At 41.0% G+C, this 19,273-nt stretch carries 11 protein-coding genes and 4 tRNA genes; all 15 read left to right on the forward strand.

Going from position 1 to position 19,273, the window contains the following annotated elements; all coding sequences use genetic code 11:
- Window positions 1-20 precede the first annotated feature (20 nt).
- The 15 genes from atpA to GA0061074_RS06185 all read left to right on the forward strand — a co-directional run bounded on the left by atpA (window position 21) and on the right by GA0061074_RS06185 (window position 19,239).
- Window positions 21-1,532 (forward strand): F0F1 ATP synthase subunit alpha, encoded by a 1,512-nt coding sequence (atpA, locus tag GA0061074_RS06115; RefSeq protein ID WP_092462878.1) that lies wholly within the window; start codon window positions 21-23, stop codon window positions 1,530-1,532.
- Window positions 1,533-1,544: 12 nt separating this feature from the next.
- Entirely contained in the window at window positions 1,545-2,426 is an 882-nt protein-coding gene (locus tag GA0061074_RS06120) for a F0F1 ATP synthase subunit gamma (protein ID WP_092462880.1), read from the forward strand.
- Window positions 2,427-2,471: 45 nt separating this feature from the next.
- Complete coding sequence (gene atpD / locus GA0061074_RS06125) at window positions 2,472-3,872, forward strand: F0F1 ATP synthase subunit beta (RefSeq protein WP_092462883.1); 1,401 nt, start codon at window positions 2,472-2,474, stop codon at window positions 3,870-3,872.
- A 17-nt stretch (window positions 3,873-3,889) separates the two neighbouring features.
- Entirely contained in the window at window positions 3,890-4,306 is a 417-nt protein-coding gene (locus tag GA0061074_RS06130) for a F0F1 ATP synthase subunit epsilon (protein WP_092462886.1), read from the forward strand.
- 177 nt (window positions 4,307-4,483) lie between these two features.
- Window positions 4,484-5,137: a deoxynucleoside kinase gene (locus tag GA0061074_RS06135; RefSeq protein WP_092462889.1), complete on the forward strand. Its 654-nt coding sequence runs from the start codon at window positions 4,484-4,486 to the stop codon at window positions 5,135-5,137.
- A 10-nt stretch (window positions 5,138-5,147) separates the two neighbouring features.
- On the forward strand, window positions 5,148-6,431 hold the full coding sequence (gene serS, locus GA0061074_RS06140) for a serine--tRNA ligase (RefSeq protein WP_092462892.1): 1,284 nt from the start codon (window positions 5,148-5,150) through the stop codon (window positions 6,429-6,431).
- Window positions 6,432-6,747: 316 nt separating this feature from the next.
- Window positions 6,748-6,830 (forward strand) — tRNA-Leu (locus tag GA0061074_RS06145).
- Between the two features lie 22 nt (window positions 6,831-6,852).
- A tRNA-Thr gene (locus tag GA0061074_RS06150) sits at window positions 6,853-6,925 on the forward strand.
- Window positions 6,926-6,931: 6 nt separating this feature from the next.
- Window positions 6,932-7,004: transfer RNA gene (locus tag GA0061074_RS06155), tRNA-Gly, on the forward strand.
- Between the two features lie 33 nt (window positions 7,005-7,037).
- Window positions 7,038-7,111, forward strand: a tRNA-Arg gene (locus GA0061074_RS06160).
- Window positions 7,112-7,269: 158 nt separating this feature from the next.
- Window positions 7,270-7,746: a CtsR family transcriptional regulator gene (locus tag GA0061074_RS06165; protein ID WP_092462894.1), complete on the forward strand. Its 477-nt coding sequence runs from the start codon at window positions 7,270-7,272 to the stop codon at window positions 7,744-7,746.
- Window position 7,747: 1 nt separating this feature from the next.
- A complete protein-coding gene (locus tag GA0061074_RS06170; RefSeq protein ID WP_092462896.1) occupies window positions 7,748-10,240 on the forward strand; it encodes an ATP-dependent Clp protease ATP-binding subunit in 2,493 nt (830 codons plus the stop codon).
- 257 nt (window positions 10,241-10,497) lie between these two features.
- Window positions 10,498-14,094, forward strand: coding sequence for a DNA-directed RNA polymerase subunit beta (gene rpoB, locus GA0061074_RS06175; protein WP_483050721.1), 3,597 nt, complete (start codon window positions 10,498-10,500; stop codon window positions 14,092-14,094).
- A gap of 147 nt (window positions 14,095-14,241) precedes the next feature.
- Window positions 14,242-17,898: a DNA-directed RNA polymerase subunit beta' gene (rpoC, locus tag GA0061074_RS06180; RefSeq protein WP_092463010.1), complete on the forward strand. Its 3,657-nt coding sequence runs from the start codon at window positions 14,242-14,244 to the stop codon at window positions 17,896-17,898.
- A 144-nt stretch (window positions 17,899-18,042) separates the two neighbouring features.
- The gene (locus GA0061074_RS06185) at window positions 18,043-19,239 is read left to right on the forward strand and encodes an iron-containing alcohol dehydrogenase (RefSeq protein ID WP_092462901.1); all 1,197 of its coding nucleotides are present in this window, start codon (window positions 18,043-18,045) and stop codon (window positions 19,237-19,239) included.
- Window positions 19,240-19,273: the final 34 nt, after the last annotated feature.

A 19,273-nucleotide genomic window follows, 5' to 3' on the forward strand; every position in this document is an offset into this window, starting at 1 on the left:
AAGAAAGAGGAACTGCTGAAATGAGCATCAAAGCTGAAGAAATCAGTTCACTCATCAAAAAGCAATTAGCAAATTATCAAGATGATTTGACAGTTCAAGAAACGGGTACAGTTACCTACGTTGGTGACGGTGTTGCTCGTGTAACTGGACTGGAAAATGCACTTGCTGGTGAGCTGGTTGAATTTGAAAACGGCGTTTATGGTATGGCACAAAACCTGGAATCAAATGATGTTGGTATCATTATTTTGGGAGCATATGACGGTATTCGCGAAGGTGATATCGTTAAGCGTACAAGTCGTATCATGGAAGTGCCCGTTGGTGAGCAACTGATTGGTCGTGTTGTAAATGCTTTGGGACAACCCGTTGATGGAATGGGCCCAATTGAAACAGATAAAACACGCCCTGTTGAAGTAAAAGCACCCGGTGTTATGGAACGTAAATCTGTTTTTGAACCACTACAAACTGGTTTGAAGGCGGTTGATGCGTTGGTACCGATTGGACGTGGTCAACGTGAGTTAATCATTGGTGACCGTAAGACCGGTAAAACATCAGTTGCTATCGATACGATTTTAAATCAAAAAGATCAAGATATGATTGTTGTCTATGTTGCCATTGGACAAAAAGCTTCAACTGTTCGTACACAAGTTGAAACACTACGTCGCATGGGTGCTATGGATTATACAATTGTTGTTACAGCTGGTCCTTCAGAACCAGCACCATTGTTGTACTTGGCACCATATGCCGGTGCAGCTATGGGTGAGGAATTCATGTATAACGGTAAGCATGTGTTGATTGTGTATGATGATTTGTCAAAGCAAGCAACGGCATACCGTGAGCTGTCATTGATTCTTCGTCGTCCACCTGGACGTGAAGCCTATCCTGGTGATGTCTTCTACTTGCACTCACGTTTACTAGAACGTGCTGCTAAGTTGTCAGACGAACTGGGTGGTGGCTCAATGACGGCCTTGCCAATTATTGAAACGCAAGCTGGGGATGTGTCAGCATATATCCCAACTAACGTTATTTCAATCACTGACGGTCAAATTTTCTTGGATGCTGATCAATTCTATGCCGGTGTTCGTCCTGCCATTGATGCTGGAACATCTGTTTCTCGTGTTGGTGGGGATGCCCAAATTAAGGCAATGAAGAAGGTTGCTGGAACGTTGCGTTTGGATTTGGCTTCATATAAAGAGCTAGAGTCATTCGCACAATTCGGTTCAGATTTGGACGAAGCAACTCAGACCAAGTTAGCTCGTGGTCGTCGTACTGTTGAATTGCTAAAGCAACCATTACATCAACCATTGCCAGTTGAAGAACAAGTGCTTTCACTTTATGCTTTGACACACGGCTTTATGGATGATGTAGCGGTAGATGATATTTTGCGTTTTGAGTCAGAATTAATTGCTGCTGTTCGTGCATCAAATAATGATTTGTTAACGACAATCGCTGAAACTAAGAACTTGCCAGATGGTGATAAATTAGATGAAGCAATTAAGTCGTTTAAAGCAACCTTTACTAGTTCAGCAGAATAGGAGGGGTAATAGATGGCAGCTTCTTTACAAGATATTCAACGCCGTATTGCCTCAACATCAAAGACACGTCAGATTACAAGTGCTATGCAGATGGTTTCAACCGCAAAGTTGAGCCAAATTCAACGACACGGTGGTTCTTATACAGTGTATTCAGATGCTTTGCATGATGTGGTCGCACATTTAGCAACAGCACACATTAATAATGTGAAGGGTACATTGTTAGAACAACGCCGTGTGACAAAGGTTGGATTCTTAGTTATTTCTTCTGATCGTGGTCTTGTTGGTGGTTATAATTCAACACTACTAAAAGAAGTTATGGCAGAAATTACGAGACGTCAATTAACAACTGATCAAGTTGTTATTTTGGCTGTTGGTGGTAATGGTGCTGATTTCTTTAAGAAACGTGGTTTTGATGTTGCGTATGAATACCGTGGCGTGTCAGATGTGCCAACCTTTGACGAGGTTCGTGAGATTGTCCAAATGGCAACAACCATGTACGACAATGAAGTATTCGATGAATTAAACGTGGCTTATCAGCATTATGTTAGTCGTATTAGTAATGAAGTTCATCTTGAAAAGATGTTGCCAGTTTCAACTGATGACTTGGTAGAGTCAAAAGATGAAACAAAATTTACGGCCGATTATGAGATGGAACCATCAGCTGAACAAATTTTGAGTATTGTTTTACCACAATATGCAGAAAGTTTAGTATACGGTACCATTTTGGATGCAAAAACCGCAGAACATGCGGCATCAGCTAATGCGATGTCATCCGCTACTGATAATGCTAAGGAAATCATCGACTCACTTGGTTTGAAATACAACCGGGCACGTCAGAGTGCAATTACGACAGAAATTACAGAAATTACTGGTGGTATGGCCGCTTTGAATTAAAAGCATCCTGCATCAAGTTGATATGAATGAAGAAAGGAAACGACAATGAATACCGGACAAGTTGTTCAAGTCATTGGTCCCGTTGTCGACGTTGCCTTTCCATCAGGAACAAAGATTCCGGACATTAACAATGCTTTGGTTATTGATAAAGGTGACCAAAAGACATTAACAGTTGAAGTTTCTTTGTCTTTGGGTGATGGTGTCGTGCGAACGATTGCCATGGACTCAACAGATGGATTGCAACGTGGAATGACGGCAACTGACACTGAAGCTTCAATCAGTGTCCCTGTTGGTGAAAAGACGTTAGGCCGTGTGTTTAACGTGTTAGGAGAACCGGTTGACGGTGGTGAAGTTCTTTCAGATGATGTACCACGTGATCCAATTCACCGTGATGCGCCATCATATGATGAACTATCAACATCAACAGAAATTTTAGAAACTGGTATCAAGGTTATTGATCTATTAGCACCATATGTTCGTGGTGGTAAGATCGGACTATTCGGTGGTGCCGGTGTTGGTAAGACGGTGTTGATTCAAGAATTGATTCACAACATCGCACAAGGTCACAATGGTATTTCCGTCTTTACTGGTGTGGGTGAGCGTACCCGTGAAGGTAATGACATGTACTATGAAATGAAAGAATCAGGCGTTTTGAAACAAACAGCCATGGTTTATGGTCAAATGAACGAGCCACCTGGTGCACGTATGCGTGTTGCTTTGACTGGTTTGACAATTGCTGAGCATTTCCGTGATGTGAATGGACAAGATGTGCTATTGTTCATCGATAACATTTTCCGTTTCACGCAAGCCGGTTCTGAAGTTTCAGCCTTGCTAGGTCGTATTCCTTCAGCCGTTGGATATCAACCAACTTTGGCTACTGAAATGGGACAATTACAAGAACGAATTACTTCAACTAAGAAGGGATCAGTTACATCAATTCAAGCCGTTTACGTGCCTGCCGATGATTATACTGACCCTGCCCCAGCAACGACATTCGCCCACTTGGATGCTACAACTAACTTGGAGCGTTCTTTGACGCAACAAGGTATCTATCCAGCGGTGGATCCTTTGGCATCAACATCAACAGCTTTAGCACCAGAAATTGTTGGTCAAGAGCATTATGATGTTGCTACTGAAGTGCAACAAACATTGCAACGTTATCGTGAACTACAAGATATTATTTCTATTTTGGGAATGGATGAATTGTCAGACGATGAGAAGACGGTTGTTAACCGTGCTCGTCGTATTCAATTCTTCTTGTCACAGCCATTCTCTGTTGCTGAAACATTTACGGGCTTGCCTGGTGAGTATGTACCACTTGAGGACACTATTCGCAGCTTTAAAGAAATTTTGGCTGGTAATTATGATCAGTATCCTGAAGATGCTTTCCGTAATGTTGGAGTCATCGAACAGGTTGCTAAAAAGGCTGCCGAGATGGATAAGTAAGCAAAGGGGGGAGTGCTATGAGTGAACACACCCTACATGTTAAGGTGGTAACGCCAAATGGAATTATCTTTGATTACGAAACTGCTTCATTAGTTGTTTTAGATACAACTAATGGTAGTGAAGGAATCATGGCTAATCACGCACCCATTATTGCAGCAATGCAAGTTAGCGAAGTGAAAGTTGTCGATGAAGAGTCAAGCTTTGAAGAAATTATTACGATTAGTGGTGGATTTGCTGAATTCTCAGAAAATACATTAACTGTTGTTTCTGATAGTGCCGAACGGGCTCAAGACATTGATGTTAAACGTGCACAAGAAGCTAAGGAACGTGCTGAAAAGCATATCGCTGCAAGCGACACGGATGATGTTGTTCGTGCACAAGCTGCCTTAATGCGTGCAGTTAACCGTATTCATGCAGTTACTGGTAGCAAGTAATTAATTGAAACGTTCATAAATTAAATACGTCTGTGTGGAAGTTATTCTTTTGCACGGGCGTATTTTTTGATTGCACATTTTACATAGTTCAAGTCAGTTCATAAAACTTGATGTGTTAGAGAGCATAAAGTTTGATAGAATAGACATAGTATTGATTAAAGAAAGTAGGACAACAGGATGATCGTATTATCAGGAACTATTGGTGCCGGAAAGACCAGCTTAACAACAATGCTTGCAGAACATTTAGGAAGTGAAGCATTATACGAATCCGTTGATGATAATCCGATTTTGCCATTGTTTTACGAGGATCCAAAGCGTTATGGTTTCTTGTTACAAAATTATTTTTTAAATAAGCGATTGGATAACATCAAGGACGCACAAGGTAGTCAATTAAACGTCATTGATCGATCTATCTTTGAAGACTTGTTGTTATTTAAATTAAATGCTGATTTAGATAGAGCAACTCAAACTGAAGTGCAAATTTATGGTGACTTGTTAAACAATATTATGGAACAAGTTGATTTTTCAGATGATGCCATTGTTAAAACACCTGATTTACTAATTTACATCCATGTTAGCTTTGATACGATGTTAGAACGTATTAAAAAGCGTGGTCGTAAATATGAACAAATTGAGAATGATCCATCACTATACAATTACTACAAAAGCTTGAATGAACGTTATGTGGCCTGGTTTGAATCATATGACCGTTCACCAAAGTTGAGTATTGATGGTGACCGTTTTGACTTTGTAACGGATGATGAGGCAGCTGAGCAAGTGTTAGCAATAATTGATGATAAAATTAAAGAGCTAGGTTTGAAAAATAATTAGGAGAATTATTATGCTAGATATGAAAATAATTCGTCAAGAGACGGAACAAGTAAAAGAACGTTTGGCAACTCGTGGGGTTGACCCTAAAGAAGTTGATGCGCTATTAGCTGATGATGTTAAGCGTCGTGAATTATTAGTACAAACTGAAGAATTAAAAGCACGTCGCAATACGGTTTCAGATCAAATTGGTTTGAAGAAGCGTCAAAAAGAAGATGCCAGTGAAGTAATTGCCGAAATGCAAAAGGTTTCAGCAACTATCAAAGAATTAGATGAACAAGTTGTAAAGCTAGATGAACAAATTAAGGAACGTGCTTTGCACTTCCCAAATTTGCCAAATAATACAATTCCTGTTGGTCCTGATGAAGATTCTAATCGTGAAGAACGTCAATGGGGTGAAATTCCAACGTTTAATTTTGCACCAAAGGCTCATTATGAAATTGGTGAAGATTTAGGTATTTTAGATTTTGAACGTGGTGCTAAAGTTTCTGGTGCCCGCTTTGTATACTATGTTGGTCAGGGAGCTCGTTTAGAGCGTGCAGTTTACAACTTCATGTTGGATGAGCACCAAAAAGAAGGCTACAAAGAAATGATCACACCATACATTGTAAAGAATGAAGCAATGTACGGTACGGGTCAGTATCCAAAGTTTATGGATGATGCTTACCGTGTTGGAACTAATGACGATATGACATTGATTCCAACGGCTGAAGTGCCTTTGACGAATTATTTCCGTGAAGAAGTGATTGATGATGCTAAGCTACCATACAGTGTGACAGCATTATCACCTGCATTCCGTCAAGAAGCAGGTTCAGCTGGTCGCGATACACGTGGTTTGATTCGTATGCACCAATTTAATAAGGTTGAAATGGTTAAGTTTACAAAGCCTGAGGATTCATACCAAGCTTTGGAAGATATGACGTTTAACGCAGAAACTTTGTTGCAAAAATTGGGCCTACCTTATCATGTGATTACGTTGTCAACAGGGGACATGGGCTTCTCTGCTGCTAAAACATATGATGTGGAAGTTTGGATGCCACAACAAAATATCTATCGTGAAATTTCTTCTGTTTCAAATACAGAAGCATTCCAAGCTCGTCGTGCACGAATTCAATATCGTGACGAAAATGGCAAGTTGCAATTTGTTCATACTTTGAACGGATCTGGATTAGCTGTTGGCCGTACAGTTGCAGCTATTTTAGAAAACTACCAAAACGAAGATGGTACGGTTACAATTCCAGAAGTTTTGCGTCCATACTTCGGTGCTGATAAGATTGTGCCAGAAGACACGATTTAAACAGTAAGTAACAACTATTAATTGAATAATTAAAACTAGAGGCAGCCGATTTTTATAAAATTGACTGCCTTTATTATCTATTTATAATGGTAAAATGACGTTGTAAACGACTGTAAATAAATAAAAATAAAAAAATACTAAAAAAGTAATTGCAAAAACATCAAAAAGCTAGTAATATATATCGAGTGGTAAGGAACTGCTAATTGTTTTACCACATACAGCAGTTGTTAGTTATTTGAAATTAAGTGTTGACACTTGATTGATAATTAGATATACTATAAAAGTTGTCGGATGTTATGTTCGACAGACGTCTGTTGCGGATGTGGCGGAACTGGCAGACGCGCTGGATTTAGGTTCCAGTGCCCCTAGGGCGTGCAGGTTCGATTCCTGTCATCCGCATATATCGTTTATCGATACAGAAGCCGACTTAGCTCAGCTGGCAGAGCGCTTCACTAGTAATGAAGAGGTCGCTGGTTCGAATCCAGTAGTCGGCATCCCATGCGAATATAGTTCAGCTGGTAGAACGCTACCTTGCCATGGTAGAGGTCGCGGGTCCGAATCCCGTTGTTCGCTTTCTTCCTTAAAAAGGAAGCATTAAATTAATATGCACCTATAGCGCAACTGGATAGAGTGTCTGACTACGAATCAGAAGGTTGAAGGTTCGAATCCTTCTAGGTGCATCAATTGAAAACCATCAAGAGAAATCTTGGTGGTTTTTGTGTCAGCAAATTAATTTGGATAGTGGGCACAAATATTATAAAAAATATGGGGTTTTAGTGGCATTGTGTTGCAATGCGTTCTATAATTATGTCAATATTGGTCAAAGGGGGTGTTAGCTATGGCTGATTCAAATATGTCTGATGTTATTGAGGCGTACTTGAAACAGATTCTACAGCAGGCGAATGAAATTGAAATTCGTCGTGTTGATCTTGCCCAACGCTTTAGTGTTGTTCCATCACAAATTAATTATGTCATTAAAACCCGTTTCAATACGGAAAATGGTTATTTGGTTGAATCGAAACGTGGTGGTGGTGGTTATATTCGTATCGTCAAAATGGCGTTGCGTAGTGAACCACAGTTAATTGAAGAAATAAAACAACAACTCCCAGAGGTAGTTAGCTTTAGAACAGCAACATCCGTGATATCTACCTTGTATCGCGAACAGATTTTAACAGCTCACGAAGGTGAATTAATTCTCACTTTACTTTCGAATGAGACGTTAAGCGTGGGAAATATAACGGTCCAAGGCCAGTTACGAGCGAGACTATTACAACAATTACTAAGCCGTTTAAGGTTTGAAAGTGAGCGTGATTAATATGGATAATCAATATACACCGAGTGCAAAGAATGTCTTAGTTGTTGCACAAGAACAAGCAAAATATTTTAAACATCAAGCAGTTGGTACTGAACACCTACTACTTGCGTTAGCGATTGAAAAAGAAGGTATTGCTAGTAAGGTAATGCAAGAATTTGATGTTAACGATGATGATATTAGAAGCCAAATTGAACAATTTACGGGATATGGTACGTTGTCACGTAATGCTAAAAGTGCTTATTTACCATATTCACCAAAGGCTGCAGATATTATGCGCTTATCGCATGAAAATGCCAAGCAGCTACATCAAGACCAGACAGGTACTGAGCATTTGTTATTGGCACTATTATCAGATGAAACGATTTTTTCATCACGAATTTTGGCTAATTTGAATGTTAATCCTTCTGAAATGCGCCGAGCAACTTTGCGTAAATTAGGCGTTAAAGAAGTTGCTAAAAAGCGTGATCCTCGTCGTAATCGACGTGGTCAACAAGCACAAGAAGCTGAAGGTACACCAACATTAGATATGTTGGCACGTGACTTAACGCAATTGGCACGTGATGACAAAATGGACCCAGTTGTTGGTCGTGAAGATGAAGTTAAGCGTGTTATTCAAATTTTGTCGCGTCGCACAAAGAATAACCCTGTTTTGATTGGTGAGCCTGGAGTTGGAAAGACGGCAATTGCCGAAGGCTTGGCACAACGAATTATCGCAGGCGATGTTCCTTCAGATATGACTCATAAGCGTTTGATGATGCTTGATATGGGTTCATTAGTTGCTGGGACGAAGTATCGTGGTGAATTCGAAGACCGTTTGAAAAAGGTAATTGATGAAATTCAACGTGATGGTCAAGTTATTCTCTTCATTGATGAGTTGCATACGTTAATCGGTGCTGGTGGTGCTGAAGGAGCAATTGACGCTTCAAATATTTTGAAGCCTGCTTTAGCTCGTGGTGAATTGCAAACAATTGGGGCAACAACCTTAGATGAATACCAAAAGTACATTGAAGCTGATGCAGCCTTAGAACGTCGCTTTGCTCAAGTAAGTGTTGAGGAACCAACCCAATCAGATGCTATTGCAATTTTGAAGGGGCTAAAGCCACGCTATGAGCAACATCATCAAGTTGCTATTCCAGATGAAGCAATTGTGGAAGCGGTAAAATTATCAGTTCGCTATGTTACGGATCGTTTCTTGCCAGATAAAGCTATTGATATTATGGATGAAGCGGCCGCAAAGGTACGTATTGATCGAGTAGGTCATGAAACGCCTGTTGCTAAACAACAAGAGAAGTTGGTAGCTTTGCGCCGTGATAAAGATGAAGCGATTGAACGTTTGGACTTCGAACTAGCTGCTGAGTACCGTAAAAAGGAAATGCGCCAAAAGCGTCATATTGATAAGCTTTTGGATGAACAAATCGCTAATCAAGCGAATAATCATTATGATTTAACTTTGTCGGTTCACGATATTGCCCAAGTTGTTTCTGAACAAACTGGGGTACCGTTGACACAAATGGAAAAGTCAGAACAAGAACGTCTAGTTAACCTAGAAAAGGTTTTGCATAATCGTGTTATTGGTCAAGATGAAGCCGTATCAGCGATTGCACGTTCTATTCGTCGGGCGCGTTCTGGTTTGAAAGACCCACAACGTCCAATCGGTACTTTCTTGTTCCTAGGACCTACTGGAACTGGTAAGACAGAGTTAGCAAAGGCACTTGCCGAGGCTGTTTTCGGTTCAGAAGATAACATGATTCGTGTTGACATGTCAGAATATCGTGAAGCTTATTCAGCAAGTCGTTTGGTTGGATCGGCTCCTGGTTATGTTGGCTATGAAGAAGGTGGTCAACTAACAGAAAAGGTACGTCGTCATCCATATTCAGTTGTATTACTAGATGAGGCGGAAAAGGCTCACCCAGATATTTATAATTTGATGTTGCAAGTCTTTGATGATGGTTATATGACGGATGCTAAGGGACGCAAGATTGATTTTAGAAATACAATCATTATCATGACGTCAAACTTAGGGGCAACACGTTTGCGTGATGAAAAGTCAGTTGGATTTGGTGCTGTCGATAATTCATCTAACTACGATGCAATGCGTGATACGATTATGAAGACGGTGAAGGAGACTTTCCGTCCTGAGTTCGTAAATCGTTTGGATGAAATTGTTGTCTTCCGTTCATTAAACAAGGATGAACTACATCAAATTGTTAAGTTGATGGCTAAATCAGTTTTGCAACGAATTAGTGATCAAGGATTTAATATTAAGATGACGCCTGCAGCGATGGATGTAGTCGCCAAAGCTGGATTTGATCCAGAATATGGTGCTCGCCCAATTCGCCGTGCATTACAATCAAAGGTTGAAGATGCACTTTCAGAAGAGTTGTTGCAAGGTAACATTACAATCAATGATCAAGTAACGGTTGGTGCTAAAAATGGTGAAATTACGATTAACGTGAAACCACTAAAAACTGATACTGCAACTGTTGCAGATTAAAATTAAAAAGTAAGCGTTGACAAGAAGACTTTTTCTTGCTAATGCTTACTTTTTCTTGTATACTTATTATTAGTTTAATTGTGTATAAAACAACGGTTGACAGGAAATATTGTCCCTGAAAGCCTGCATAGTAACGACAAGAGCGTTTTCATTACTGGGGATGCTGTTGTCTTTTTTGCACTTAAAAACCGGTAAAAAACAGAAATTGTAAACAAACTGTAATAAACTGGATGCACAGTTGGCCAATTCAAAGCGAGGTGGAAAACTTGGTAGGAACGCTTGTAAAGTATGGTAAACACCGTGTTCGTCGTAGTTATGCTCGAATCAAAGAAGTTCTTGATTTGCCTAACTTGATCGAAATTCAAACGGACTCATACAACTGGTTCTTGGATGAAGGATTACGTGAAATGTTTATGGACATTTTGCCAATCGAAGATTTCCAAGGTAAGTTGTCTCTAGAATTTGTGGACTATAAGCTCATGGAGCCTAAGTACACAGTAGAAGAAGCACGTAACCATGATGCTAATTATTCAGCACCATTGCACGTTACGTTGCGTTTAACAAATCAAGAAACTGGCGAAATCAAATCACAAGATGTTTTCTTTGGTGATTTCCCATTGATGACTCCAGCAGGAACTTTCATTATTAATGGTGCTGAGCGTGTTATCGTTTCACAATTAGTACGTTCTCCTGGTGTGTACTATAACGAAGAACTAGACAAGAATGGTCGTCCAAACTTTGGTACGACATTCATTCCAAGCCGTGGTGCTTGGCTAGAATTTGAAACTGATGCTAAGGGTCTTAGCTATGTTCGTATCGACCGTACCCGTAAGCTACCAATCACTGAATTGGTACGTGCATTGGGTTACGGATCAGATTCTGAAATCCTACAAATTCTAGGTGATCAATATGATTCAATTTCATTAACATTAGATAAAGATGTGCACAAGGTTATTGAAGACTCACGTGTTGAAGAGGCCTTGAAAGATATCTACGAACGTCTTCGTCCCGGTGAGCCAAAGACAGCTGATTCAGCACGTGCATTGTTGACAGCTCGTTTCTTTGACCCAAAGCGTTATGACTTAGCACCAGTTGGTCGTTACAAGATCAACAAGAAGCTATCATTAAAGTCACGTTTGATGGGCTTGACGTTAGGTGAAACTTTAGCTGATCCAGATACTGGTGAAATCATTGCTGAAAAGGGTACTGTGATTGATAAGCAAGTAATGTCTGCTTTGTCACCTTACTTGGATCGTGATGACTTTAAGCGTACGACTTTTACACCATCTGATGATGCTGTCGTAACTGAACCAATGGTTTTGCAAACTATTTTAGTTGAAAATCCAGAAGATCCTGAAAAGACTGTACCAGTTATTGGTAACGGTCAATTTGATCCAAAGGTTCGTACAGTTAAGCCAGCTGACATTATTGCTGGAATGAACCACTTCTTGAACTTGCCATTAGGCATTGGTACGACCGACGACATTGACCACTTGGGTAACCGTCGTATCCGTCGTGTTGGTGAATTGTTACAAAATACATTCCGTATTGGTTTGAGCCGTATGGAACGTGTTGTTCGTGAGCGTATGTCAATTCAAGATCCTGATACTGTAACGCCACAACAATTGATTAACATTCGTCCAGTTGTTGCTGCTGTTAAGGAATTCTTTGGTTCATCACAATTGTCACAATTCATGGACCAAACTAACCCATTGGGTGAGTTAACTAACAAGCGTCGTTTGTCAGCCTTAGGACCCGGTGGTTTGACTCGTGACCGTGCCGGATATGAAGTTCGAGACGTTCACTATACTCACTATGGTCGTATGGATCCAATCGAAACGCCCGAAGGACCTAACATTGGATTGATTAATTCATTGGCCACTTACGGACGTGTTAACAAGTACGGTTTCATTGAAACACCATATCGTCGTGTTGATTGGAATACGCACAAGGTTACTGACCGTATCGACTACTTAACTGCCGATGAAGAGGATAACTTTGTGGTTGCACAAGGAAATTCTGTCTTAAATGAAGACGGTTCATTTGCTACTGATACTGTTTTGGCTCGTAAGAGTGATGTCAACGTTGAAGTGCCAATTGATCAAGTTGACTACATGGACGTTTCTCCTAAGCAAATCGTTGCCGTTGCTACGGCTGCTATTCCTTTCTTGGAAAACGATGACTCAAACCGTGCTTTGATGGGTGCCAACATGCAACGTCAAGCGGTTCCTTTGATTGATCCACATGCACCATTAATTGGTACAGGTATCGAATACAAGGCTGCCCACGACGCTGGTGTTGCTATCATTTCAAAGTATCCTGGTGTTGTTGAATATGTTGACGGTCGCGAAATTCGTGTTCGTCGTGAAGATGGTTCATTAGATAAGTACGCTTTGATGAAGTTCCGTCGTTCAAACGCAGGTAAGAATTATAACCAACGTCCAATTGTTAAGGTTGGCGATAAAGTTGATGCCGATGAAGTATTGGCTGATGGACCTTCAATGGAACAAGGTGAATTGGCCTTGGGACAAAACCCATTGATTGCCTTCATGACTTGGCAAGGTTATAACTTCGAGGATGCCATCATTATTAATGAACGTTTGATTCGTGATGATGTTTATACATCAATTCACATTGAAGAATATGAATCAGAGGCTCGTGATACAAAGCTTGGCCCTGAAGAATTTACACGTGAAATTCCAAATACTGGTGAAGACCAATTGAAGAATTTGGATGAACGTGGAATTATCCGTATCGGTGCTGAAGTAGAAGACGGTGATATCTTGGTTGGTAAGGTTACTCCTAAGGGAGTGACTGAGCTATCAGCCGAAGAACGTTTGCTACACGCTATCTTTGGTGAAAAGGCACGTGAAGTACGTGATACTTCATTAAAGGTACCTCACGGTGGTGGTGGTGTCGTACAAGATGTACGTATCTTCACTCGTGAAAATGGTGATGAATTGTCACCAGGTGTTAACATGATGGTTCGTGTCTACATTGCCCAACGTCGTAAGATTCAAGTCGGTGACAAGATGGCTGGACGTCACGGTAACAAGGGTACTGTTTCAGTTATCGTTCCTTCAGAAGATATGCCATTTATGCCAGATGGAACACCAATCGACATTATGTTGTCACCAATGGGTGTGCCTTCACGTATGAATATTGGTCAAGTGCTTGAGTTGCACTTGGGTATGGCTGCTCGTGAATTAGGTATCCACGTTGCATCACCTGTCTTTGATGGGGCTCGTGACACGGATATTTGGGATGCTATTCAAGAAGCTGGTTTGCCAGCCGATGGAAAGACAATCCTATACGATGGTCGTACAGGTGAAGCCTTTGATAAGCGTGTGTCTGTTGGTATCATGCACTACATGAAGCTAGCTCACATGGTTGATGATAAGATTCACGCCCGTTCAATCGGACCTTACTCATTAGTTACGCAACAACCACTTGGTGGTAAAGCACAATTCGGTGGACAGCGTTTCGGAGAAATGGAAGTTTGGGCCCTTGAAGCTTATGGTGCTGCACATACGTTGCAGGAAATCTTAACATACAAGTCTGACGACGTTGTCGGACGTGTTAAGACTTACGAAGCCATTGTTAAGGGTGAACAAATTCCTAAGCCTGGTGTACCAGAGTCATTCCGTGTGTTGGTTAAAGAATTGCAAGCACTTGGTTTGGACATGAAGGTATTGGATGCTGATGATCGCGAAATTGAATTGCGTGATATGGATGAAGATGATTCAGTTCTAAACGTTGAAACTGCTGGTCAAAAGACTGACAAGTTAGCACAAGAATTTAATGCTGATGGTACAACCAAGGCAGCTGCTAATACAACAGATAGTGCTAAATAGAATTTAAAATAAAGTGTAGCCGACCTAGCTTTTGCTAGGTTTGTGCTTAGTGTGGCGGGCATGTAGTAGTGATCATCATACTAAGGACAAATCTAGTAAATTGTGGGGTCGGAATTGTATAAAGAACCTATGAAAGGGGTCGAACAATTGATCGATGTCAATAAGTTTGAAAGTATGCAAATCGGTCTGGCAAGCCCAGATAAGATTCGCAGCTGGTCTTATGGTGAAGTAAAAAAGCCTGAGACAATCAACTACCGTACACTTAAGCCTGAAAAAGATGGTCTTTTTGATGAGCGTATCTTCGGACCTACAAAAGATTATGAATGTGCTTGTGGAAAGTACAAGCGTATCCGTTATAAGGGAATTGTTTGTGACCGCTGTGGTGTTGAAGTAACTTCTGCTAAGGTTCGTCGTGAGCGCATGGGTCACATTGAGTTGGCTGCGCCAGTATCACATATCTGGTACTTCAAGGGTATTCCATCACGTATGGGACTAGTCTTGGACATGTCACCACGTTCACTTGAAGAAGTTATTTACTTCGCTTCATACGTTGTTACAAAGCCTGGTGATACACCATTGACTGAAAAGCAATTGCTTTCAGAACGTGAGTATCGTCAACTAAAGGCTGAATATGGTAACGCCTTTGAAGCTGGTATGGGTGCTGAAGCTGTCCAAACCTTGTTAGCAAATGTTGACTTGGAAGAGGAAGTTACAGAATTAAAGGCACAATTGCGTGAAGCAACTGGTCAAAAGCGTGTTCGTGCTGTCCGTCGTTTGGACATTATCGAAGCCTTTGTTAAGTCTGGTAACAAACCAGAATGGATGGTTATGGATGTTATTCCAATTATCCCTCCTGACTTGCGTCCGATGGTTCAACTTGAAGGTGGCCGTTTTGCCACTTCAGATTTGAACGATTTGTACCGTCGTGTTATTAACCGTAACAACCGTTTGAAGCGTTTGCTAGAGTTAAATGCACCTGGTATCATCGTGCAAAACGAAAAGCGTATGTTGCAAGAAGCAGCCGACGCATTAGTTGATAATGGTCGTCGTGGTCGTCCAGTTACCGGTCCTGGTAACCGTCCATTGAAGTCACTATCACACATGCTTAAGGGTAAGCAAGGACGTTTCCGTCAAAACTTGCTTGGTAAGCGTGTTGATTATTCTGGACGTTCAGTTATCGACGTTGGTCCTTTCTTGAAGATGAACCAAATGGGACTACCTCGCCCAATGGCTATGGAATTGTTCCGTCCATTCATTATGAAGGAATTGGTTAAGCGTGATTTAGCTGGTAACATTCGTGCCGCTAAGCGTAAGATTGATCGCCATGATGAAGATGTAATGGACGTTTTGGAAGACGTTATCAAGGAGCACCCAGTTCTATTGAACCGTGCACCAACGTTGCACCGTTTGGGTATTCAAGCATTCGAGCCAGTCCTAGTGTCTGGTAAGGCTATGCGTCTACACCCATTGGTAACTGAAGCTTATAACGCCGACTTCGATGGGGACCAAATGGCCATTCACGTGCCACTATCTGATGAAGCACAAGCTGAAGCACGTTTGCTAATGCTAGCTGCTGGACACATTTTGGCACCTAAGGATGGAAAGCCTATCGTGGCACCATCACAAGACATGGTTATCGGTAACTACTACCTAACGACTGAAGAAGCTGGTCGTGAAGGTGAAGGTATGATCTTTAAGGATCTTAACGAAGTTCGTACGGCTTACCAAAACAAGTATGTGCACTTGCACACACGTATTGGTATCCAAACTTCTTCATTACCTGCCGAAAAGCCATTTACTGCTGAGCAACGTTCACGTATTATGATGACGTCTGTTGGAAAGCTATTCTTTAATGATATCTTGCCAGTGGACTTCCCATATTTGAACGAGCCAACAGAAGCTAACTTACACGAAATTGATAACCGTTTCTTCTTGGAGCCAGGTGAGGATATCAAGGCACGTTATGCTGAGACACCAATCTTGCCACCATTTAAGAAGGGTTACTTGTCAGACATCATTGCCGAAGTCTACAAGATTTACAAGGTTACAGAAACATCATTGCTATTGGACCGTATGAAGGACTTGGGTTACGATGAGTCAACTAAGTCTGGTTTGACAGTGGGAGTTGCCGACGTTACTGACTTGAAAGAAAAGCCAGAAATTATCGAAGATGCTCACAAGCAAGTTGCAACTGTTACAAAGCAATTCCGTCGTGGATTGATTACTGATTCAGAACGTTATGAACGCGTTATTGCTATTTGGAATAAGGCTAAGGATGACATTACTGAAAAGCTAATCGAACACTTCGAACCAGATAACAACATCTTCATGATGTCTGATTCTGGAGCTCGTGGTAACATTTCTAACTTTACGCAATTGGCTGGTATGCGTGGATTGATGGCCGCACCTAATGGTCGTATCATGGAGCTACCTATCATCGCCAACTTCCGTGAGGGACTATCTGTTTTGGAGATGTTCTTCTCAACTCACGGTGCTCGTAAGGGAATGACCGATACGGCCTTGAAGACCGCCGATTCTGGTTATATGACACGTCGTTTGGTTGATGTGGCACAAGATGTTATTATCCGTGAAGAAGACTGTGGTAGTGATCGTGGTTTGGATGTTTCAGCCATTATGAATGGTAATGAAGTCATCGAATCGTTATACGAACGTATCTTAGGTCGTTATGCACAAAAGTCAGTCTTTGATCCAGAATCTGGTGATAAGCTGGTTGGTCACAACGAAATGATTACTGAAGATATTGCAAAGCGTATCGACGAAGCAGGTATCACAACTGTTACAATTCGTTCAGCATTTACTTGCAACACTGAACACGGAGTTTGTGTTCGTTGCTACGGCCGTAACATGGCTACTGGTGATGTTGTCGAAGTTGGTGAAGCTGTTGGTACTGTTGCCGCACAATCAATCGGTGAGCCAGGTACGCAATTGACTATGCGTACGTTCCACACTGGTGGTGTTGCCGGAAACGATATTACGCAAGGACTTCCTCGTGTGCAAGAAATCTTTGAAGCACGTAACCCTAAGGGTCGTGCGATGATTACTGAAGTTACTGGTGAAGTAACAACCATTGAGGAAAACCCAGCTGATCGTACTAAGGAAGTTACTATCCAAGGTGAGACAGATACTCGTACTTACACATTGCCTATGACCGCACGTATGCGTGTTGGTGAAGGTGATCATATTCACCGTGGTGAGACGTTGAACGAAGGTTCTGCTGATCCTAAGGAAATTATCCAAGTTCGCGACACTTTGGCAACAGAAAACTACATTGTGCATGAAGTACAAAAGGTTTACCGTATGCAAGGTGTTGAGATTTCTGATAAGCACATCGAAGTTATGGCTCGTCAGATGTTGCGTAAGGTACGTGTCATGGATCCAGGTGAAACTGATCTATTGCCAGGTACTTTGATGGATATCGCACAATTCCGTGATGCAAATGAGAAGACTTTGTTTGAAGGTGGTTTGCCTGCAACTGGTCGTCCTGTTTTGCTTGGTATTACTAAGGCATCATTGGAGACTAACTCATTCTTGTCAGCCGCATCATTCCAGGAGACAACTCGTGTCTTGACTGATGCTGCTATTCGCGGTAAGAATGATCCACTTGTTGGTTTGAAGGAAAATGTTATTATTGGTAAGCTAATCCCAGCTGGTACTGGAATGAAGCAATATCAAGAGATCGAAGATAAGGTCGTTGCAGACCCAATCGTTACTTCTTCTGAAGAAGATAATAATGCACCAACTTCAATTGCCGATATTGAAAATGCAATGAACTTAACAAAATAAGACGTATTTATAAAAGGTAATCTTTTTTAAAACGTATGAAATAGCCCATAGATGACATTTATTTGTTATCTATGGGCTGTTTTTGTTATGATAAAGGAAGTTAAATAGTTAATAATCAAACAATCTAATTCCTAGGAGGATTGTATGGAAGATTTTAGATTTCAAAATAAAACCGATATTCGTTTTGGTAAGCATCACATTGATGAAGAGTTACATGATGCAGTTGCCCAATTTGGGGATAAAGTATTGTTGACTTACGGTGGTGGTTCAATTAAGAAGTCTGGTTTATACGATCGTGTCATTAAAGCATTGGCTGATTTAAAAGTCGTTGAATTATCAGGCATTGCCCCTAATCCAAAAATTGACTCTGTTCGTGAAGGACAAAAATTAACCAAGGAACATGATATTGATGTCATCTTATCAGTAGGTGGTGGATCAGTATTAGATGCTTCAAAGGTTATCGCATCAGCTAAGTTTTATGATGGTGATGCTTGGGATTTAGTTGCTGATCGTGGTGCAAAGTCACGTGCCAATATTGACCAATTACCTGTTGTTGATATTTTAACTTTGTCAGCAACTGGTTCTGAAATGAACAGTGGTTCTGTAATTTCAAATCCTGATTTGAACATTAAGTTGGGAACAAATGGGCCAAATACACCAGCAGTTTCATTCTTAGACCCACAATTAACATATTCCGTTTCAAAGTGGCAAACAGCTGCCGGTTCTTTTGATGTTTTCTCACATTTGACTGAACAATATTTTGACCGTGCCACTGCAAATGATGTTACAAGTGGTTTGATTGAAGGAATGATGCGTTCAGTAATTAAATGGGCACCGGTTGCTTTAGCTGAACCTGATAATTATGACGCACGTGCTAACCTAATGTGGGGCGCTACAATGGCTTTGAATGGTATTGCCCGTTCTGGTACAAAGAATGGTTGGACTGTGCACCCAATTGAACATGAGTTATCAGCTTACTATGATATTACGCATGGTGTTGGTCTAGGAATTTTGACACCACGTTGGATGAAGCGTGCTTTATCTACTGAAACACAAGCTCGTTTTGCTCGTTATGGTCGTGAAGTTTGGCATTTAACTGGTGATGATGATCAAGATGTTGCACAACGTGCTATTCAAGCAACGTATGATTGGATTAAGTCACTTGGTATTCCGATGACACTCGCTGGTGTTGATATCAATTCTGATGATAAGTTTGAGGAAATGGCTGAAGAAGCCGTACGAATTGGTAACCTTGACCATAATGGTGGTTACGTTAACTTAACGGTTGACGACGTTGTTGCTTTATATCAAGCTTCGATGACAACAACCGATTTTGAATAATAGTATAAAAACTAATGTAAGGAATCAAATTTAA

This window comes from Weissella bombi (genome assembly GCF_900094835.1).
Lineage (GTDB): Bacteria > Bacillota > Bacilli > Lactobacillales > Lactobacillaceae > Weissella > Weissella bombi.